Origin of the sequence: Novosphingobium cyanobacteriorum, assembly GCF_029436685.1 — a bacterium.
In the GTDB taxonomy this organism is placed as follows: domain Bacteria; phylum Pseudomonadota; class Alphaproteobacteria; order Sphingomonadales; family Sphingomonadaceae; genus Novosphingobium; species Novosphingobium cyanobacteriorum.
Window position 1 is genome coordinate 87,976 of sequence record NZ_JAROCY010000014.1, and the last position, 19,357, is coordinate 107,332.

General features: G+C 67.1%; 19 protein-coding genes. 11 read left to right on the forward strand and 8 right to left on the reverse strand.

The window, feature by feature from the left end; genetic code table 11:
* The first annotated feature begins 135 nt into the window (after positions 1-135).
* From ligM to POM99_RS14990, 4 genes are all read left to right on the forward strand, one after another.
* On the forward strand, positions 136-1,536 hold the full coding sequence (ligM, locus tag POM99_RS14975; protein ID WP_277279237.1) for a vanillate/3-O-methylgallate O-demethylase: 1,401 nt from the start codon (positions 136-138) through the stop codon (positions 1,534-1,536).
* Positions 1,537-1,680: 144 nt separating this feature from the next.
* On the forward strand, positions 1,681-2,565 hold the full coding sequence (locus tag POM99_RS14980; protein WP_277279239.1) for a methylenetetrahydrofolate reductase: 885 nt from the start codon (positions 1,681-1,683) through the stop codon (positions 2,563-2,565).
* Complete coding sequence (locus POM99_RS14985; protein ID WP_277279241.1) at positions 2,562-3,230, forward strand: alpha/beta fold hydrolase; 669 nt, start codon at positions 2,562-2,564, stop codon at positions 3,228-3,230. Before POM99_RS14980 ends, POM99_RS14985 begins: the two co-directional genes overlap by 4 nt.
* A gap of 456 nt (positions 3,231-3,686) precedes the next feature.
* Positions 3,687-4,514, forward strand: coding sequence for a 23S rRNA (adenine(2030)-N(6))-methyltransferase RlmJ (locus tag POM99_RS14990; protein ID WP_277279243.1), 828 nt, complete (start codon positions 3,687-3,689; stop codon positions 4,512-4,514).
* A 130-nt stretch (positions 4,515-4,644) separates the two neighbouring features.
* Here the strand turns inward: POM99_RS14990 and POM99_RS14995 are convergent, their stop codons facing one another.
* The 6 genes from POM99_RS14995 to POM99_RS15020 all read right to left on the reverse strand — a co-directional run bounded on the left by POM99_RS14995 (position 4,645) and on the right by POM99_RS15020 (position 8,909).
* Complete coding sequence (locus tag POM99_RS14995; RefSeq protein ID WP_277279245.1) at positions 4,645-5,268, reverse strand: riboflavin synthase; 624 nt, start codon at positions 5,266-5,268, stop codon at positions 4,645-4,647.
* A 12-nt stretch (positions 5,269-5,280) separates the two neighbouring features.
* Positions 5,281-6,228, reverse strand: a complete 948-nt coding sequence (gene ribD / locus POM99_RS15000; protein WP_438823018.1) for a bifunctional diaminohydroxyphosphoribosylaminopyrimidine deaminase/5-amino-6-(5-phosphoribosylamino)uracil reductase RibD — start codon at positions 6,226-6,228, stop codon at positions 5,281-5,283.
* A 28-nt stretch (positions 6,229-6,256) separates the two neighbouring features.
* Complete coding sequence (locus tag POM99_RS15005; RefSeq protein WP_277279249.1) at positions 6,257-6,715, reverse strand: hypothetical protein; 459 nt, start codon at positions 6,713-6,715, stop codon at positions 6,257-6,259.
* Positions 6,716-7,081: 366 nt separating this feature from the next.
* Complete coding sequence (locus POM99_RS15010; protein ID WP_277279251.1) at positions 7,082-7,837, reverse strand: M48 family metallopeptidase; 756 nt, start codon at positions 7,835-7,837, stop codon at positions 7,082-7,084.
* Positions 7,834-8,295: a YcgN family cysteine cluster protein gene (locus POM99_RS15015; protein WP_277279253.1), complete on the reverse strand. Its 462-nt coding sequence runs from the start codon at positions 8,293-8,295 to the stop codon at positions 7,834-7,836. Before POM99_RS15015 ends, POM99_RS15010 begins: the two co-directional genes overlap by 4 nt.
* Positions 8,283-8,909: an SCO family protein gene (locus tag POM99_RS15020; RefSeq protein WP_277279255.1), complete on the reverse strand. Its 627-nt coding sequence runs from the start codon at positions 8,907-8,909 to the stop codon at positions 8,283-8,285. The genes POM99_RS15015 and POM99_RS15020 overlap by 13 nt, the downstream gene beginning before the upstream one ends.
* Before the next feature lie 98 nt (positions 8,910-9,007).
* On the opposite strand from POM99_RS15020, the gene POM99_RS15025 reads away from it, so the two are divergent.
* The 5 genes from POM99_RS15025 (at position 9,008) to ssb (ending at position 13,398) form a co-directional block, all read left to right on the forward strand.
* Positions 9,008-9,607 carry an ankyrin repeat domain-containing protein gene (locus POM99_RS15025; RefSeq protein WP_277279344.1) on the forward strand — a complete coding sequence of 200 codons (600 nt, stop codon included), beginning with the start codon at positions 9,008-9,010 and terminating at the stop codon, positions 9,605-9,607.
* The gene (locus tag POM99_RS15030; protein WP_277279257.1) at positions 9,604-10,257 is read left to right on the forward strand and encodes a COQ9 family protein; all 654 of its coding nucleotides are present in this window, start codon (positions 9,604-9,606) and stop codon (positions 10,255-10,257) included. The genes POM99_RS15025 and POM99_RS15030 overlap by 4 nt, the downstream gene beginning before the upstream one ends.
* Before the next feature lie 184 nt (positions 10,258-10,441).
* Complete coding sequence (locus tag POM99_RS15035; protein WP_277279345.1) at positions 10,442-10,693, forward strand: FeoA family protein; 252 nt, start codon at positions 10,442-10,444, stop codon at positions 10,691-10,693.
* Complete coding sequence (gene feoB, locus POM99_RS15040) at positions 10,690-12,543, forward strand: ferrous iron transporter B (protein WP_277279259.1); 1,854 nt, start codon at positions 10,690-10,692, stop codon at positions 12,541-12,543. The genes POM99_RS15035 and feoB overlap by 4 nt, the downstream gene beginning before the upstream one ends.
* A gap of 285 nt (positions 12,544-12,828) precedes the next feature.
* Positions 12,829-13,398, forward strand: a complete 570-nt coding sequence (gene ssb / locus POM99_RS15045) for a single-stranded DNA-binding protein (protein ID WP_277279261.1) — start codon at positions 12,829-12,831, stop codon at positions 13,396-13,398.
* Positions 13,399-13,590: 192 nt separating this feature from the next.
* Here ssb and POM99_RS15050 read toward each other — a convergent pair whose 3' ends face one another.
* Both POM99_RS15050 and POM99_RS15055 read right to left on the reverse strand, forming a co-directional pair.
* Positions 13,591-14,334 (reverse strand): 7-carboxy-7-deazaguanine synthase QueE, encoded by a 744-nt coding sequence (locus POM99_RS15050; RefSeq protein ID WP_277279263.1) that lies wholly within the window; start codon positions 14,332-14,334, stop codon positions 13,591-13,593.
* A 133-nt stretch (positions 14,335-14,467) separates the two neighbouring features.
* On the reverse strand, positions 14,468-17,197 hold the full coding sequence (locus POM99_RS15055; protein ID WP_277279265.1) for a valine--tRNA ligase: 2,730 nt from the start codon (positions 17,195-17,197) through the stop codon (positions 14,468-14,470).
* 158 nt (positions 17,198-17,355) lie between these two features.
* Between POM99_RS15055 and POM99_RS15060 the strand changes: the two genes are divergently transcribed.
* Positions 17,356-18,456, forward strand: a complete 1,101-nt coding sequence (locus POM99_RS15060; protein WP_277279346.1) for an ABC transporter permease — start codon at positions 17,356-17,358, stop codon at positions 18,454-18,456.
* Positions 18,456-19,355, forward strand: a complete 900-nt coding sequence (locus POM99_RS15065) for an ABC transporter ATP-binding protein (RefSeq protein ID WP_277279267.1) — start codon at positions 18,456-18,458, stop codon at positions 19,353-19,355. The genes POM99_RS15060 and POM99_RS15065 overlap by 1 nt, the downstream gene beginning before the upstream one ends.
* Positions 19,356-19,357: the final 2 nt, after the last annotated feature.

A 19,357-nucleotide genomic window follows, 5' to 3' on the forward strand; every position in this document is an offset into this window, starting at 1 on the left:
ACCTCATAGGGTGCGAAGGTTTTCCGAGCCAACCGTCAGTTTGCGGCATGACAATTTGGCATTGCGAATCTGTGGCGATATTGTATGTGTTGCATACAAATTTCAACCAGCCATTTTTTTGTCGGGAGAGAAGGCATGGCAGCCAAGAACCTTGAAGAGGTCCTGAACGGACAATCCAACATCGTCGAAATGCTGCGCAACTCGCAGCTCGGCGCCTATGTCTATCCGGTGGTCGCGCCGGAATTCTCGAACTGGCGCAGCGAACAGTGGGCGTGGCAGCACAGCGCCGTGCTGTTTGACCAGTCGCACCACATGGTGAACCTCTACATTCGCGGCAAGGACGCGGGCAAGCTGCTGTCCGACACCATGATCAACAGCTCCAAGGGCTGGACGGTCAACAAGGCCAAGCAGTACGTGCCGACCACGCCCTATGGCCATGTCATCGGCGATGGCATCATCTTCTGGGAAGAAGAGGAAAGCTTCACCTATGTCGGCCGTGCGCCGGCTTCGAACTGGCTGCGCTATCACGCCGCCACGGGTGGCTATGACTGCGAGATCGAGCTGGACGACCGTTCGCCGATGCGCCCGATGGGCAAGCCGGTGACGCGCAAGGAATGGCGCTTCCAGATCCAGGGTCCGCAGGCGTGGAACGTGATCGAAAAGCTCCACGGCGGGCCGCTGGAACAGCTCAAGTTCTTCAACATGAGCACGATGAACATCGCCGGCAAGACCGTGCGCACCCTGCGCCACGGCATGTCGGGCGCGCCGGGTCTCGAAATCTGGGGCCCCTATGCCGAGCAGGAAGAGGTCCGCGCCGCCATTCTGGAGGCGGGCAAGGAGTTCGGCCTGATCGCCTGCGGCAGCCGCGCCTATCCTTCCAACACGCTGGAATCCGGCTGGATCCCTTCGCCACTGCCCGCCATCTACACCGGTGAGAAGCTCAAGGGCTTCCGCGAATGGCTTGGCGCCGACAGCTACGAAGCGACCGGCTCGATCGGTGGTTCGTTCGTCTCGGACAATATCGAGGACTACTACCTCAACCCGTGGGAACTGGGGTATGGCAACTTCGTGAAGTTCGACCATGACTTCCACGGCCGCGAGGCGCTGGAAGCCCTGAACCCCGCCGACCAGCGCAAGAAGGTGACGCTGGCGTGGAACCCCGAGGACATGGCCAAGATCATGGCCTCGCTGTTCAACCCGGATGGCGACCAGTACAAGTTCTTCGACGTGCCGCTCGCCAACTATGCCTCCTCCAACTATGACCGCGTGGTCGATGCGGGCGGCAAGACGGTCGGCTTCTCGATGTTCACCGGCTATTCGTACAACGAAAAGCAGGCGCTGAGCCTGGCCACGATCGATCCGGAAATCCCGGTCGGCACCGAGCTGCGCGTGGTGTGGGGCGAAGAGAACGGCGGCACCCGCAAGACCACCGTGGAGCCGCACAAGCAGATCGAGGTCCGCGCGATCGTCTCGCCCGTGCCCTACAGCCGCGTGGCCCGCGAAAACTACGCCGAAGGCTGGCGCACGGCCCGCTGATGGCTGGGCGCTGAGGCCCTTCTCCCCTCCTCTTCGGGGGAGGGGCCGGGGGTGGGGGCTCCCCGGCAAAGCAGCACTTCAAGGAAAGCCCCCACCCCAACCCCTCCCCTGAAGAGGAGGGGCTCTCTGGAGAGAGGACCTGCCATGGCCAAGGCATCGCTGATCCACCCCAACTGGGACAAGGACCCCGCCGGGATCACCGACGGGTTCAGCCTTGAGATGACGGCGAAGGACGAAGCGTCGCTGCGCGATGCCGCCCCGCTGATCCCGGCCGAAACGCCGGTTGCCGTAACCTTCCTGCCCGGCGAGGACGTGGGCGCCCGCGTTGCGGCCACGGTGGCGGTGCGCCAGCTGGGCTTCGAGCCGATGCCCCACTTTTCCGCCCGCCGGATCACTTCGGAAGACGACTTCGAAGGATACCTGAAGGCGGTGGTGGAACAGGCCGGCGTGACCCGGTGCTTCATCGTGGCGGGCGATCCGCCCGAGCCGGTCGGCCCCTATTTCGACACCAGCGCGCTGATTGCCACTGGCGCGTTCGAGCGCAGCGGGATCAAGGCCATCGGCATTGGCGGCCACCCGGAAGGGCACCCCAACATGACCGAGGCGGAATGCTGGGCCGTGCTGGAAAAGAAGGTGGCGGAGATCGAGCGGCGCGGCATGGCGGCGCTGATCGTCACGCAGTTCGGCTTCGATCCCGATGCCTTCCTTGCCTGGCTGAAGGAGCTGCGCGCGCGCGGTATCGACGCGCCGGTGCGGATCGGCGTGCCGGGCCCGGCCGGGATCAAGCGCCTGCTGGCCTTTGCCGCGCGCTGCGGGGTGGGGGCTTCCACCTCGGTGCTCAAGAAATACGGCATCTCGGTCACCAACCTGCTCGGCACTGCGGGGCCGGACAAGCTGGTCGACGCCTTTGCCCGGGAGCTGGGGCCCGAGCATGGCCGGGTGCGGCTGCACTTCTATCCCTTCGGCGGGCTGACCAAGACGATGGAGTGGATCCACGGCTACAACAAGAAGCACGGGATCGAAGCGTGACCGACTACGTCCTGGTCCACGGGGCCTGGGGCGGCGGCTGGGCGTATGACCGGCTGGCGGCTGACCTGAAGGCCGCCGGGCACCGCGTGGCGGTGGCGCACCTGACGGGCCTTGGCCGGCGGTACGAGGAGTTCCACCCCGGCGTGACCCTGACCACCCATGTCAACGACGTGGCGGCGGCGGTGGAGGCTGCCGGGTTCGACCGCTTCGTTCTGGTCGGCCATTCCTATGGCGGCATGGTGGTGACCGGCGTGGCGACCCGGCTGGGCGCGCGGATCGACGCGCTGGTCTATCTCGACGCCTTCCTGCCGCAGGACGGGCAGTCGCTGTGGGACCTGACCGGGCCGTGGGAACATGCCCACTATATCGACAGCCAGAAGTTCAACCCCGGCGCGGTGGCGCCGCTGCCCGGCCTGGACCACCCCGGCCTTTCCCCCCATCCCCTGCTGACGCTGCTGGAAGCGGTGCGCTTCACCGGCGAGGAAGCAAAGGTGGGCAGGCGGGTCTATGTCTTCGCCAATGCGTGGAGCCCCTCTCCGTTCGGCCAGTTCCGCGACCGGGTGGAGGACGACCCGGCGTGGGAATTCCACGAGGCCGAAGCGAGCCATGACGTGATGGGCGACCAGCCCGGACAGGTGCTGCAAATCCTGCTCCAGTTGGCCTGAGCCGGGCGGGCAGCCGTGGCGCGAGGTTGACACGGTTGACACTGTCCAATGGGGTGAATTCGCGGATTCCGTCGCAAGGACGTTCGCGGGCCGGCGCGGTCACTGATTCTCGCGCCGGGAATGGCGGAGTTCTGCGGGTTTCTTGACAGGTTCAAGGAGCGTGGCGGGTGAATGGTCCCAGAATCCGGGCGTGTAGGAAAGTGTTTTGAAGATAACAGACGTGTCTGTTATTTATCATGTTGGATTTGAGTGGCGGGACCGGGCCCTTGCAGCGGGCCGGACGGGCGTTTGTTGCCCCCTGAATCAGCTGCAGCCCGGCCACCGGTGCCAAGCCTTCATATCCTTGCCCCATCGTGAGGTAGCCGGGGCGTGGAGGCGGCGGGCCCTTGCGAAATGCCTTTGAAGGTTGCGGCCTTCCTCTGTACGAGCGCCGGATCGTCAAGGCTTCGGGTTGCAGTGAACTATCGCCATTCCTTTCATGCCGGCAACAGCGCCGATGTGGTGAAGCACGGCCTGCTGATCGCGCTGGTGCGCGCCCTGCAGATCAAGCAGGCTGCGCTGACGCTGATCGATACCCATGCCGGATGCGGGCTGTACGACCTTGGCAGCGATGAGGCGCAGCGCACCGGCGAGGCGACTCAGGGCGTGCTGCGCGCCTTTGCCGACGCCAGCCCCCTGCTGGATGACTATCGCGCCATGGTACGGGCGGTGAACGCGGACGGCGAGACGCGCCTGTATCCGGGATCGCCGCGCATCCTGGCGCAGCTGTTGCGCCCACAGGATGCGCTGATCCTGAACGAGAAGCATCCCGAGGACATCCACGCCCTGCGCGGCGCGATGCGCGGCACGGCAGCGGCGGTGCACCAGCGTGACGCCTATGAGTTCTGGCTGGCGATGGTGCCGCCCAGGACGCCGCGTGGGGTTGTGGTGGTTGATCCGCCATACGAGCAGACGGACGAACGCGCGCGGATCACAGCGACGCTGGCCGCCGCGCAGCGCAAGTGGGCGCATGGCGTGACGGTGATCTGGTATCCGTTGAAGGACCGCCAGACGCACGTGGTGTGGAAGGACAAGCTGCGCAAGCTTGGCATCCCGAAGCTGCTGTGCGTGGAGCACTGGCTGTATGACAGCGACCAGCCCGGTATCTACAACGGCGCGGGGCTGTTCATCGTCAACCCGCCCTATGCCTTCACCGAGGCGCTGCTGCCGCTGCTGGAAGCGCTGCGCGCCGCGCTGGCGCCGGAGGGTCACCGGGGCGCGATCGGAGCCGAGTGGGTGGCCTGACCGGCGCGGCAGGCCGCCGCTGCGCAGGACTGCCATCAGCGGCCCCCGGGACGGCACCCGGGGGGACGGAGACCGGGCGCAGGGACACCTGGCGCAATGCGGGAAGTGACGTCGTGCGGATTGTGCGCCTTCAACCGTGCGCGGCGAGGGTCTGCATGCGCTTGAGATAGCGGGCGAGGACGTCGATCTCAAGGTTGACCTGTCGGCCCTGCGCCAGCGTGCCAAGCGTGGTGACGTCAGCCGTGTGGGGAATCAGGTTCAGCGCGAAGTGGCAGGTGCCGTCGGGCTGGTCGGCGATTTCGTTGACCGTCAGCGAGACGCCATCGACGGTGATCGAGCCCTTGGCCGCGATATAGGGCGCGAGGTCTGCCGGGGCGGAAATGCCGACCTTGAGCGAGGCGCCTTCGGGGCAGGTGCCGACGACGGTGCCGATGCCATCGACATGGCCGGTTACGATGTGGCCGCCGAGTTCGTCACCCAGCTTCAGAGCGGGTTCGAGGTTGATCGGTGCGCCGGCCTGCCACTGCGCGGGGGCGGTGCGGGCGACGGTTTCATCCGACACGTCGACCGCGAACCAGGCTTCGCCGGGGGCGCCGCCCTTGTCCACCACGGTGAGGCACACCCCGGAACAGGCGATGGAAGCGCCCATTGCGATCTTTTCAGGGTCCATGATCGTGGAAATGACGACGCGGCGACCGCTGCGTTCGTCGATGGACAGGATATTGCCGACTTCGGTGACGATGCCCGTGAACATGGGGAAACTCCTTCAGCGGGTGCGCTCGTAGACGTCGAGCAGGTCGCTGCCAAGCGTCTGGCGGTGCATCGCGCGCCAGCGGCCATGGGCCTGGGCAAGCGAGCCGAGGCCGATATCGCCCACGCCGGGCAGGCCGGAGCCGATGACGATGGGCGCGCGGTAGAGCAGCAGGCGATCGACGAGGTCTGCGGCGAGGAAGGTGGCTGCGGCCTGCGCGCCGCCTTCGACGAAGAGATATTGCGCGTTACCGAAGGCCTGCGGAGCGGTGATGTCTGCCACGGGGCGCCAGCCATCGGGCGCGGTGCCGCGCGTGAGCACCCAGCGTTCGGGGCTGCGGCCTTCAAGGCCGGGCAGGCGCACATCGAGCCGGGGGGCATCGGCGCGCAGGGTGCCGCCGCCGACGAGGATCGCATCTGCCCGCGCCCGCATGGCATGGGTGTGGGCGCGCGCCTGTGCCCCGGTGATCCATTGGCTTTCGCCAGAGGGCAGGGCGATGCGGCCATCGAGCGACATGGCGAGCTTGAGCGTGACGTGCGGGCGGCCCTGCGCGGCGCGCATCAGGTAGCCTTCGAGCGAGGCACGGGCGGCGGGGCTGTCCAGCACATCGACCGCGATGCCGGCGGCGCGCAATGCCGCCACGCCTTGGCCGGCGGTGCGCGGATCGGGATCGGTCACGCCGATGACGACGCGGGCCGGCCTGGCCGCGACGACCAGCGAGGTGCACGAGGGGCCGCGAGTGCTGGCATGGGCGCAGGGTTCCAGCGTGACGTAGAGCGTGGCGCCTGCGGGAGAGGTGCCATCGAGCGCGGCCAGCGCCATAGCCTCAGCATGGGGGCGGCCGGTGGGCTGGGTCCAGCCGCGCGCCAGCACGCGGCCATCGCGCACCAGCAGCGCGCCGACGGCGGGATTGGGCCGCGAGAGCGGACGACCGCGCGCGGCGAGCGCGGCGGCGGCGTCCATCCAGGCGGCGTCTCCCCGTGCGGTCATTTCAGGGATTCGGAGCTTTCTGGGCGCCGGATTCACGCAGGATGGCGCGGGCCTGTTCTTCCTCGGCCCTTTTCGCGGCTTCGCGTTCGGCCTTGCCCTCTTCGTACATCTTCTGCGTATCGAGACCGGTGGCGGCGCCCACGGCCTTGTACATCTGGCGGATGTTTTCGGCGTGACGCTCCTCTTCGGCTTCCTGTGCGCGGGCCTTCTTCGTCGCCTCGATATTGCCGGCGATGATCTCGGCATCGCTGCGGTTGGGCGCGAAGGATTCGATGTAGATCACGGTGGGAGGCTTGGGCAGGCCGCGCCCTTCCTGCTGGACCATCAGGATGAAGATCCCGCCGGTGACACTGGCGGCGAGCAGCAGCGAGCGCCAGCGGAACTCGCCCGGTGCGCCAAGCACCTGCCACAGGTCCATCAGCGCGCGGCGGGGGGAAACGTTGCTGAAAAAGCCCTTCATGCCGGGACAGATAGGAGCGGGGCCGCTGTTTCGCGAGTCTTTGTTTTTGGTTGGGCTCGGTGCTCGCCGGCAACCCGAGGGTGGTTGGGACAAGGAGGTTCGCGCCAACTCTGGACTGCTTCGTCGGCTTCGCCTCCTCGCAGTGACGAATGGAGGGGAAGGTGTGACGATGTGTTGCGGCAAGTGCTTCGATGTTTCTCGCAGAGGCGCAGAGGAGAAGGAGAGCGCAGAGAAATTGCACTTGCTGCGGCAGCAGCTTCCGCCAGTTCCGCGGCACTTGCCGAGGAGAGTCTGCCACGACTTCGGCGATTATGCGCCGAGTCCCCAGCGCTCTCTGCTTCCTCTGCGTCTCTGCGAGAAACGTCTTCAACCAAACAGGCGGTAGAGGCCTCGGCCTTCGCGTTTCAGCCAGCGGTCGGCTTCGGCGATGCGGCCTTCGTATATTTCCGCGAGGTGGGCGTGGAAGGCGGGGCTGTGGTCGAAGTGCGTCATGTGCGCGACTTCGTGCGCGACGACCGACCGGCGCACGTGGTCCGGGGCCATGACCAGCCGCCAGTTGATGCGGATCGAGCCGTCCGCGGCGCAGGAGCCCCAGCGGCGCTGGGCGCGCGAGAGGGAGAGGCGGGGGACGGTCTGGCCGGCGCGGGCGCAATAGTGGGCAAGGTCTTCGGCAGAGAGGCGCAGCGCTTCGGCTTCGAGCCAGCGGCGGATGCGCGGTTCGAGGCCTTCGGCCGGACCGCCGATAAGCAGGGCGCCATCATCGAGCACCGGGCGACGGGGCGCCCTGGCATGCCATTCGAGGCGCAGCTCCTCGCCCCGATAGGGCAGAAGTGCGCCCGGTTCGATGGCCTGCGGCGGGGGGATGCGCGCCAGCTGCGCGGCGAGCCATTCGCTGCGCGAGCGGGCGAAATCGAGCGCATCGCTGACCCGGCCCCAGCGCGGGATGGAGATGCGCGCCTCGCTGCCATCGGGGGCGAGGCGCAGGGTCATGTTGCGGGCATGGGCGACACGGCGGATGGCGAGCGCGATCTCCCGATCACCCAACACGATGGTCTTCGGCGCGATCGGCCGGGGCGGCGCGGGGGTGACCTGGCGCGGATTGCGACGCAGCCAGTCGATCATGATTGTTCGAAATCGCGCGTCGGCACGATGTGTTCCTCGAGCGGGCCGGCGAGGATTTCGCTGATCGCGCGGCCGACGACGGAGACGCCGCGACGATGGACTTCCTCGCGATCGCCGCATTCGAGATAGTGCCAATCGGGCAGCGGTTTGCCATCGGCGCGCAGGCGATAGGCGCAGGTGGAGGGCAGCCACGGCACTTCGCGCACCAGCCGGGGGGTGAGGCGCAGACAATCGGGCACGAAGGTCTTGCGATAGCGATAATCGGCGCAGCGGGCGGTCTTCAGATCGAGCAGGCGGCAGGCGACGTTGGTGTGGTGAACCTCGCCGGTGTCTTCATCCTCAAGCTTGTGCAGGCAGCACTTGCCACAGCCATCGCACAGCGCCTCCCACTCCTCGCGCGAGAGCTGTTCGACGGGCTTGTCCCAGAAACGGGCGGCGGGGGCGCTTAGCGGATCCATTTTTCGAGTTCGGCGGCGACGGACTTGCCGTCCTTTTCCACGGGCAGGAGGGCGATGGGCCTGCCTTCACGGTCCATCAGGTAGGCGGCGCGCGAATGGTCCATCAGGTAGGCATCGGGCGAGGATCCTTCGCGCTTCTGGTAGAACACAGCGAAGGCCTTGGCGGCGGCGGCGGCCTGCTGTTCGGTGCCGGTGAGGCCGATCAGTTCCTTGCCGAAATTGCCGGCGAATTCGCCGACGCGGGCCGGGGTATCGCGCGCCGGATCGATCGAGACGAACAGCGGCTGGACCTGCGGCGCGAGATCGGGATGCGCCTTGGCGAAGAGGTGATAGCCGCGCATCAGGTTCTGCACATCCAGCGGGCAGACATCGGGGCAGAAGGTGTAGCCGAAGTAGATCACGCGGTACTTGCCGGCGAAATCGGCATAGCGGACGGGCTTGTTCGCCTTGTCCACCAAAGTGAAGTCTCCGCCGATGGCGCCGCCGGCGAGCGGGGCGTCCTGCGGGCTGGGGCCGGACTGGCCACACGCGGCGAGGGCGAGCAGCGCGGGCAGGGCAGCCGCACGGGCGAAGGCTTTGAATGTCCTGTAAGGGTGCATGGCGCGGCGGTTCATGCTCTGCTAACCACCGCCTTGCAAGGGGCGAGTCCGGTGGGCGCGCAACAGGAGGTACGGGTAACGTGATCAAGCGGTGGCGGGCGGCGGCGATCGCCATGTCTACGATAGGCGCGCTGGGGCTGGCCCTGGGGCTGGCCGTGCCGGCGCAGGCGCAGTTCTCGGCCAGCTACAAGTTCCTCGAATCGGTGCGGAAAAAGGAAGGCGACAAGGTTACCGACGCGCTCAACGAGCCGGGCAGCCAGATCGTCAACACCCGCGACGTGAGCACCGGGCAGAGCGCGCTGCACATCGTGACCGCGCGGCGCGACGTGACGTGGATGCAGTTCCTGGTGGCCAAGGGCGCCAACGTGAACATCCGCGACAACAAGGGCATGACGCCGCTGGTGCTGGCGTGCCAGCTGGGCTTCATCGAGGGCGTGGACTTCCTGATCAGCGTGGGCGCGCGGGTGGACGAGCCCGACAACACCGGCGAGACGCCGCTGATCGGCGCGGTGCACAAGCGCGACCTGGCGCTGGTGCGGGCGCTGCTGAAGGCCGGGGCCAACCCCGACCGGCCGGACAATTCGGGGCGTTCGGCCCGCGATTACGCCAGGCTGGACAGCAGCGAGACGATGCTGAACGAGATCGAGACCACGGCCAAGGCGCGCGCGGCCGGCGGCGGGGCCAAGAAGAGCTATGGACCGGCGATTCCATGATGGATGACCTGACGATGGACGAGCTGCGGCTCGACCTGGCGCCGCTGGTGGCGGAATCGGCGGTGTTCGACGGGTGGAGCGATGCGGCGGTGACGGCGGCGGCCGAGATTGCCGGCGTGGACCCGGCGGCGGCGCGCTTTGCCTTCCAGAACCGGCCGATGACGATGATCGCGGCGTGGATCGGCAGCATCGACCGCGCCATGGCGCAGGACCTGCCCGCCGAACGCATCGGCAACCTGCCGATCCGCGAGCGCATCCGCACGCTGGTGCAGTTCCGGCTGGACGCGCTGGCGGGCAAGGAAGAGGCGCTGCGCCGCGCGCTGATCGAGATGGCGCGCCCGCGCAACCTGGCCGAGACGGCGCGGCTGAGCTGGCGCAGCGCGGACCGGATGTGGCGGCTGGCGGGCGATGTGGCCACCGACTACAACCACTATACCAAGCGCGCGACGCTGGCGGCGATCTATGCCGCGACGCTGGCCGCCTATGCCGAGGACCAGAGCGAGGACCATGCCGAGACGCGGGCGTTCCTTGACCGGCGGATCGAGAACGTGATGCAGTTCGAGAAGGCCAAGGCGCGGGTGATGAAGCCGCGCGACGAAACCTTCAGCGTGATGCGGCTGCTGGGGCGGTTGCGGTATCCGGCTTCTTGATGGTGCGCCTTCCGCATCCGCGGAAGGCTTCGGCACCGGCCCGCTCCCCCGCCCGGCCACCCAGAGACTACACCCCTTGGGGTGGCCAGGCGGGGGAGTGGGCCGGTGCCGCCACCAGTCTTGATCTGGATCAACTATTGCGAATGACTTGCAAATGCCTGCGGCCTATGGCAGCGCGGAGGGCGTGACGCTTGACCAGATCCCCCTTGGCGTGCCGGCGCGGATTTCCGCGGTGGATTGGAGCGCACTGGTGCCAGAGGAAGCGCAGCGGCTGCGCGCGCTGGGGCTGGACGAAGGGGCGCGGGTGAAGCTTGCCTATCGCGGGGTGTTCATGGGGCGCGATCCGCTGGCGGTGGAGATCGGACGCATGACCGTGGCGCTGCGCCGGGTCCACGCGCGGGCGATGACCGTGGCGCTGGAAGAGGTGGCGGCGTGAGCCGTGGCCCCTGCGTTGCCGCGCTGGTCGGCAATCCGAACGCAGGCAAGAGCGCCCTGTTCAACGCGCTGACCGGCGCCCGGCAGAAGATCGCCAACTATCCGGGCGTGACCGTGGAGCGCAAGGCGGGGCGCATGCTGCTGCCCAATGGCGAGCCGGTGGAACTGGTCGACCTGCCGGGCTCCTATGGCCTCGACGCGACGAGCCCGGACGAGGAAGTGACCCGCAAGGTCATCATGGGCGAGCAGCACGGGCAGGCGCAGCCCGACGTGCTGGTGATCGTGCTCGATTCGTCGAACCTGGAACAGCATCTGGTGTTCGCGCAGGAAGTGCTGGAGCTGGGCCGCCCGACAGTGGTGGCGCTGAACATGGTGGACCTGGCCGAGCGCGACGGACTGGTGATCGACGCCAGGGCGCTGCAGAACGCGCTGGGCGTGCCGGTGATCCCCACGGTGGCGGTGCGCCGGCGCGGGCTGGACGAACTGGCGCAGGCAGTGGCCGAGGCGCGCGACCGCGTGAGCGAGACGGCACCGGTCCATCGCCCGCACGTGACCCTGCCCGAGCGGCGCCTGCTGGCGCACGAGATGGCGCACGGGGCGATCCTTTCCGAGACGGCCAGGCACCGCATCCACGCGCGGATGGACAAGGTGCTGCTGCACCCGTGGGCCGGGCCGCCGATCCTGTTTGCGCTGCTGTTCGTGGTGTTCCAGGCGGTGTTCAGCTGGGCTGCGCCATTCCAGGATGCGCTGGATGGCCTTGCCGGATCGCTGGGCGACCTGGTGAAGACGGAGATGGCGCCTTCACTGCTGCGCGACCTGCTGACCGACGGGGTGATTGCGGGCGTGGGGGCGGTGGTGGTGTTCCTGCCGCAGATCCTGATCCTGTTCTTCTTCATCCTGACGATGGAGGCGACCGGATACATGGCGCGCGCCGCGTTCCTGATGGACCGGCTGATGGCGGGCGTGGGCCTTTCGGGGCGCAGCTTCATCCCGCTGCTGTCCAGCTTTGCCTGTGCGGTTCCGGGAATCATGTCCACCCGCAGCATCACCGACCCCAAGGACCGGCTGACCACGATCCTGATCGCGCCGTTGATGACCTGTTCGGCGCGGCTGCCGGTCTATGCCGTGATCATCGCGGCGTTCATTCCCAACCGGCAGGTGGGCCTTGTGGGCTTGCAGGGACTGGTGCTGTTCGCGCTGTATGTGGTGGGCATCGTGGGCGCGATGGCGGTGGCGCTGGTGCTGCGCCGGAGCGTGACCAGGGGCGCGGCTTCGGGTTTCATCATGGAGCTGCCCAAGTACCAGCTGCCCACGGTGAAGGACCTGGCGCTCGGCCTGTTCCAGCGGGCGTGGGTGTTCCTGCGGCGCGCGGGCACGATGATCTTTACGGTGACGGTGGCGCTGTGGATCCTGCTGAACTTCCCCCGTGCGGAAGCCGGGCAGGACCAGGTCAACGCCTCGATCGCAGGGCACATTGCCAACGGGCTGGCCGTGGTGGTGGAGCCGATCGGCTTCAACCGCGACATCGCGCTGGCGCTGATCCCGGCGATGGCCGCGCGCGAGGTGGCGGTAAGTTCACTGGCGACGACCTATGCCGTGGGCGCGGGCGACGATGCGACGCAGGCAAAGGGGCTGGCCGACCAGCTGAAGAGCCAGTGGAGCCTGGCCACGGCGCTGGCGTTTCTGGCATGGTTCGTGTTTGCGCCGCAGTGCATGTCCACCATCGCGGTGACGCGGCGCGAGACCAACGGCTGGAAATGGCCGGGCTTCATGCTGGGGTATCTGTTCGCACTGGCGTACCTGTTCGCCGGCGCGACCTATTGGACCGCCGTGGCCTTGGGGCTGGGGTAGCGCCTAGGATTTTCGCGCAAAGACGCGAAGACGCGAAGAATTGGGTTCGCGCAGAGATCGCAAGGAGCGCAGAGAAGCATGAAGGCGGCTGCGCCGCAGGCTCTTGGTCTCTCTGCGTCCTCTGCGCACTCTGCGCGAACTATTTCCTTTCCTTTGCGTCTTCGCGTCTTTGCGCGAAACCACAAAAACCGCGCAGCAAACGTGGGAAAACTCGGCCGAGCGGACTCGCGCGGCGCGTTGGGCTTGGGCTACCCAGCGGGCACGCAATCCAAGGGATATGATTCGATGGCAGGCAGCGTCAACAAGGTCATTCTGGTCGGCAATCTCGGTGCCGATCCGGAAGTGAAAAGCTTCCAGAACGGCGGGCGCATCTGCAACCTGCGCATCGCCACCAGCGAGAACTGGAAGGACCGCGCCACCGGCGAGCGCAAGGAGCGCACCGAGTGGCACACCGTGGTGATCCAGTCAGAAGGGCTGGTGGGCGTGGCCGAGCGCTTTCTGAAGAAGGGCAGCAAGGTCTACATCGAAGGGTCGTTGCGCACCCGCAAGTGGCAGGACCAGAGCGGCAATGACCGCTACACCACCGAGATCAGCATCGGCATGAACGGCGTGCTGACCATGCTCGACGGCGCACCCGGCGGCGGCCAGGGCGGTGGCATGGGTGGCGGGGGCCGTTCGGGCGGCTTCGAGGGCGGCTCGGCCGGCGGTTATGGCGGCGGTTCGCGCGGTGGCGCGCAGGGTGGCGGCTGGAACCAGGGCGGCGGCGGATCGTCGGGCGGCGGCTTTGGCGGCGGTTCGGCCGGTGGCTCTGGCGGTGGCTTTGGCGACGATCTGGACGACGATATTCCGTTCTGATCGGGCTCTTGGCATCTGATCTGGAAGAATTTGCGCGCAGAGAGCGCAGAGGGCGCAGAGAGAATGAGAAAGTGGAGAGAGGGCCTGCGGCGCGGGCTTCCTTCGACCTTCTTTCTTCTCCGTGATCTCTGCGGGCTCTGCGCGACATGATTCTGGAGCGGCTTGCGGCCTAGCCGCAGTTGGACGGGGGGATCAGGTGCCGCGCGTGTCGCCGTAGAGGTGGATGTGCAGGCGGTCGGTGAAGCGCCATTGGCGGGTCAGCGCGGCGTCTGACAGCCAGCGGGAGCGGGTGCGCAGGGTCTGGCTGTCGATGCCTTCGGGCATGACGAAGAGGCGTTCGCCGGGGATGGCGTAGAGCGCCTCCAGCGCTTCGATTTCGGCGAGGTCTTCAGGGTTCGCGACCACGAACTTGAAGAAGGCGCGCGGGTCCTGCGCCCAAGCGGACAGGCGCTCGGGGATCAGGGCGAGGTCGGCCGGGTTGCCCGAATGCGCCAGCTTGGGGCTGACGTTGTATTGATCGACCAGCGGATCGAGCGACGCGTGGGGCGCGACGCTGCCGTTGGTCTCGATCTCCACGTGCAGGCCGGGGCGCCCGGCCTTGAGCAGCGTGACGAGGCGGGCCAGCGCCGCGCCCTGCAGCAGCGGTTCGCCACCGGTGATGACGAGGCGATCCTGCGGGAAGGCGAGCAGGCGGGCGGCGACGTCTTGTTCGCTGAGCGTCAGCTGGTTGGCGCTGCGTTCGAAGGCCGTGTCATCGCGGTGCGGGCGGTTGTCGCCGGTGAAGCGCCAGGTGTAGGCGGTATCGCACCAGCGGCAGGCGAGATTGCAGCGCGACAGGCGCACGAACAGGCTGGGCCGGCCGAGCGAGGGCCCTTCGCCCTGGAGCGAGGCGAAGATTTCGGGTTCGCCCGGGGTGGTGGTGGCGAGAGTCAGCACGCCTGATCCCCACCCGTTGGGGGAGGGAGACCGCCGCAGGCGAGGGAGGGGGGCTTGCGCAGCGCGCTGCCCCCTCCGTCAGCCCTGCGGGCTGCCACCTCCCCCAGAGGGGTAGGAGCTGACGGCTGCGTTTTCACCCCAACCGCGCCAGCGCGGCGGCGAGGCGGGTGGCTTCGGCGCTATGGTGGGAGTGGTCGGCGCGGGCCTTTTCGACCGCTTCGGGCTTGGCCTTTTCGACGAAGGCGGGGTTGTTCAGCCGGCCTTCGAGGCTCTTGGCTTCCTTCTGCGACGCGGCGAGCGCCTTTTCCAGGCGGGCCTTTTCGGCGGCGATGTCGATCACGCCTTCGAGCGGCACGACGATGTTGGCGTCGCCTGCGCCCACCTGCATCGCGGCGCCGGCGGGGGCCGCTTCGAAGCGGATGCCGTTGAGGCGGGCGAGGCGTTCGATCGCGGCGGGGTTCGCTTCGATGATCGCGCGCGTGGCGGGGCTGGGATCGGGCAGGAAGGCATCAAGCTTCGCGCCCGGCGCGATGCCGAGTTCGTTCTTGGCGGTGCGCATGTTGGAGACGAGCGCGATCAGCCATTCCACCTCACGCTTGGCGGCGGGATCGACCGCAGCGGCCGGGGCGGGCCATTGCGCAACGATCAATTCCTGATCGCGGGTGCCGAGCGCGTGCCACAGCTCTTCGGTGACGAAGGGCATGAAGGGGTGGAGCATGACGAGGATCTGGTCGAGCACCCAGCCGGCGACCGCCTTGGTTTCGGCGTCGAAGTTGCCCTTGATCAGCTCGATGTACCAGTCGCAGAACTGGTCCCAGACGAAGTGGTAGATGGCGTTGGCCGCGGCGTCGAAGCGCAGGTCGGCCATGGCCTGGTCGAGCGCGGCGACGGTTTCCACCACCTCGCCGATGATCCACTTGTTGACCGCGCTGGTGGCGGCGGGTGCGGCCACCGAGGTGCTGCCGGCGATGCCGTTGGACTGGCAGAAGCGCGCGGCGTTCCACAGCTTGGTGGCGAAGTTGCGGTATCCTTCGACGCGGCGTTCATCCATCTTCACGTCGCGGCCCTGGCTTTCCATGGCGCACATGAAGAAGCGCAGCGCATCGGCGCCGTACTGGTCGATCAGGCCCAGCGGATCGACCACGTTGCCCTTGGACTTGGACATCTTCTGCCCATCCGCCGCGCGGACGAGGCCATGGAGGTAGAGCCGCTTCCACGGCACATACTCTGACATGGGACGGCCTTCGGCGGCTGGCTTCATGAAATGCATGCCCTGCATGGCCATGCGCGCATCCCAGAAGAACAGGATGTCAAAGCCCGAGACGAGCAGGTCATTGGGGTAGTGCTTCTTGAGCAGCGGCGCGTCCTCATCCGGCCAGCCGAGCGTAGCGAAAGGCCAGAGGGCAGAGGAGAACCAGGTGTCGAGGACGTCCTCGTCGCGGGTGAGGGCCTTGTTGCCGGCCAGCGCCTGCGCCTCTTCCTCGGTCTCGGCCACGTAGACGCTGCCGTCCTCGGCATACCACGCCGGAATTCGATGCCCCCACCACAGCTGGCGGCTGACGCACCAGGGCTGGATGTTTTCCATCCAGTTGAAGAAGGTCTTTTCCCAGGTCTTGGGCACGATTTCGATCGCGCCGGAGCGCACCGCTTCCATCGGGGGCTTGGCCAGGGTTTCGGCGTCAACGTACCACTGGTCGGTCAGCCAGGGTTCGATCACCACGCCGCCGCGGTCGCCATAGGGCGTCTGGATGGTGCGCGGTTCGAAATCGGCGGAGACTTCGTTGCCTTCCTTGTCCTTGGCCAGGTGCGGGATGAGGAAGCCGGCTTTCTTCATGCGCTCCACGACGAGCTTGCGCGCATCGAAGCGGTCGAGCCCCAGAAATTCGGCCGGGACGAGGCCGTCGGCGGTCTGCACGACCTTTGCTTCGGCGTCGAACATGTTGAGCATGTCGGCGGCCTTGATCCCGGCGCGCTTGCCCACTTCGAAGTCGTTGAAATCATGCCCCGGCGTGATCTTCACCGCGCCGCTGCCAAGTTCCGGATCGGCGTGTTCATCGGCCACCACCTTGAACCGGCGGCCGGTGAGCGGCTGGAGGATCTCCTTGCCGATGACCGACTTGTAACGCTCGTCCTCCGGGTGGACGGCCACGGCCATGTCGGCCAGCATCGTTTCGGGGCGCGTGGTGGCGACCTCGATGTAATCAAGGCCGTCCGCACGCGTCACGCCATCGGCCAGCGGGTACTTGAAGTGCCAGAAGCCGCCCTGCGTCTCGCGCGTTTCCACCTCAAGGTCGGAGATCGCGGTCTTGAGCTTGGGGTCCCAGTTCACCAGCCGCTTGTCGCGGTAGATCAGGCCCTGGTTGTAGAGGTCGACGAAGACCTTCACCACCGCCCTGGTGAAGTGCGGGTCCATGGTGAACTGTTCTCTGGACCAGTCCATCGAGCAGCCGAGGCGGCGGAGCTGGCGGGTGATCTGGCCGCCGGATTCGGCCTTCCATTCCCACACCTTGTCGATGAAGGCCTCACGCGAATAGTTGGTGCGCTTGTCCTGCTTCGCCTCCATCTGGCGTTCGACCACCATCTGCGTGGCGATGCCGGCGTGGTCGGTGCCGACCACCCACAGCGCGTCCTTGCCGCGCAGGCGTTCGTAGCGGATGACCACGTCCTGCAGCGTGTTGTCGAGCGCGTGGCCGATGTGGAGACTGCCGGTGACGTTAGGCGGCGGGTTCACGATGGTGAAGGGCTGCGCGTCCGGGCGTTCGGGGCGGAACAGGCCGTTGCTTTCCCAATGCGCGTACCAGCGCGCCTCGATCGCGGCGGGTTCGAAGGTCTTGGCAAGTTCTGCAGGATTCTGGTCGGTCATGGCGGCGGGCCATGCCATTTGCACGAAGAGGCCGCAACCATTAGAGGGATTCGGCATTTGCGGGCTTCGGGTTCCGGGATACTTACGGCGGGGTCGTGCGTTACGCCGCACGCCATGCACTTGTCGCCCCGCCCTTTATACCGCATGAAGCGGGCCTGATGCGGGCACAGGCGGATTTCACCCTCGATGGCGGCACGCTGGCGTTCAGCGGGCCGATGACCGTAGCCTCGCTGGGTCCGGTCGATTCCCGGCTGCGCGCGATTGCCGAACCGGTCGACCGGATCGACCTGGGCAATGTGACGCGGATCGACACGGTGGGCGCGTGGACCGCATGGCACCTGTCGCAGCGGCTGGACGCGAAAGTGGTTTCCTGCAGCCCCGAGGCGGAGCGCCTGATCGCCGCGATCAGCAAGGCTGACGACAACCGCGTGCCGGTGGAAGCGCCGCGCCTGCCGGTGCTGGAACGCGTGCCCGCGCAGATCGGCGACACGATGATCGGGCTGGGCCATGGCGCCCTGCAGGTGCTGGGCTTCCTGGGCCAGACGGTGCAGTCGCTGGGCCAGCTGATCGCCCATCCCGGCCGTTTCCGGGCCAAGGCGCTGGTCCACCAGATGGAACTGGTGGGGGTGAACGCGCTGGGCATCATCGGGCTGATGAGCTTCCTGGTGGGCATCGTGATCGCGCAGCAGGGCGCGGTGCAGCTGCGCCAGTTCGGCGCGGAGATCTATACCGTCAACCTCGTCGGGCGGCTGACGCTGCGCGAGCTGGGCATCCTGATGACCGCGATCATGGTGGCTGGACGATCGGGCAGCGCCTTTTCGGCGCAGCTGGGCACGATGAAGCTGACCGAGGAAGTGGACGCGATGCGCACCATCGGCGTCAGCCCGATGGAAGCGCTGGTTCTGCCGCGCATCCTGGCGACGATGCTGATGATGCCGCTGCTGGGGATCTATTCGGCGGCGCTGGGCATCGTTGGCGGCGCGTTCCTCGCCTCGCTCACGCTTGGCATCCCGTTCCTCACCTTCCTTTCGCGCATACAGGAGGTGGTGCCGCTGCACGATGTGTGGGTGGGGCTGCTGAAAGGGCCGGTGTTCGGCCTGATCGTGTCGGTGGCGGGCTGTTACCAGGGCATGCAGGTGAAGGCCAATGCCGAGGAAGTGGGCACCCGCACCACATCGGCAGTTGTCATGGCGATCTTCATGGTGATCGTGCTCGACGCGTTCTTCGCGATCTTCTTTACCGAGATCGGCTGGGGCTGATGGCGGAGCATCTGGACAGCACCGGCGATTTCCCCATCCGCGTGCGCGGAGTGAAGAACGTGTTCGGCGAGCACGTGGTGCACGACGGGCTGGACCTTGACGTGCGGCGGGGCGAGATCATCGGCGTGGTGGGCGGATCGGGCACGGGCAAGAGCGTGCTGATGCGATCGATCATCGGCCTGCAGATCCCCGCCGAGGGCGAGATCGAGGTGCTGGGCAGCACGATTACCGATGCGCGCGACGACGAGGACATCGACATCCGCAGCCGCTGGGGCGTGCTGTTCCAGGGCGGGGCGCTGTTTTCCACGCTGACCGTGGCGGAAAACGTGGAAGTGCCGCTGCGCGAATTCTATCCCGAGATCGGCGACGAGCTGCGGCACGAGATAGCGCGGTACAAGGTGCTGCTGTCGGGCCTGCCGGCCGAGGCGACGAGCAAGTTTCCCAGCGAGCTTTCCGGCGGCATGAAGAAGCGCGCCGGCCTGGCCCGGGCGCTGGCGCTTGATCCCGAACTGCTGTTCCTGGACGAGCCGACGGCGGGGCTGGACCCGATCGGCGCGGCGGCGTTCGACAGCCTGATCAAGGGCTTGCAGCAGACCTTGGGGCTGACCGTGTTCCTGATCACGCACGATCTGGATACTCTTTACGAGATCTGTGATCGCGTGGCGGTGATCGCTGACAAGAAGGTGATCGCGGTTGGCACGATTCCCGAGCTGCTGGCCACGGACCATCCGTGGATACAGGAATATTTCAACGGCCCACGCGGCCGCGCGGCCAAGGACGCGCAAAACCGGAACGACGCGGCCAAGGACGCGCAAAACCGGAACGACGCGGCCAGGGACGCGCAGGACCGCAATGCGCCGACGGGCGTTGTGGACAATCGTCCTGCAGGGCAGGCATAGGG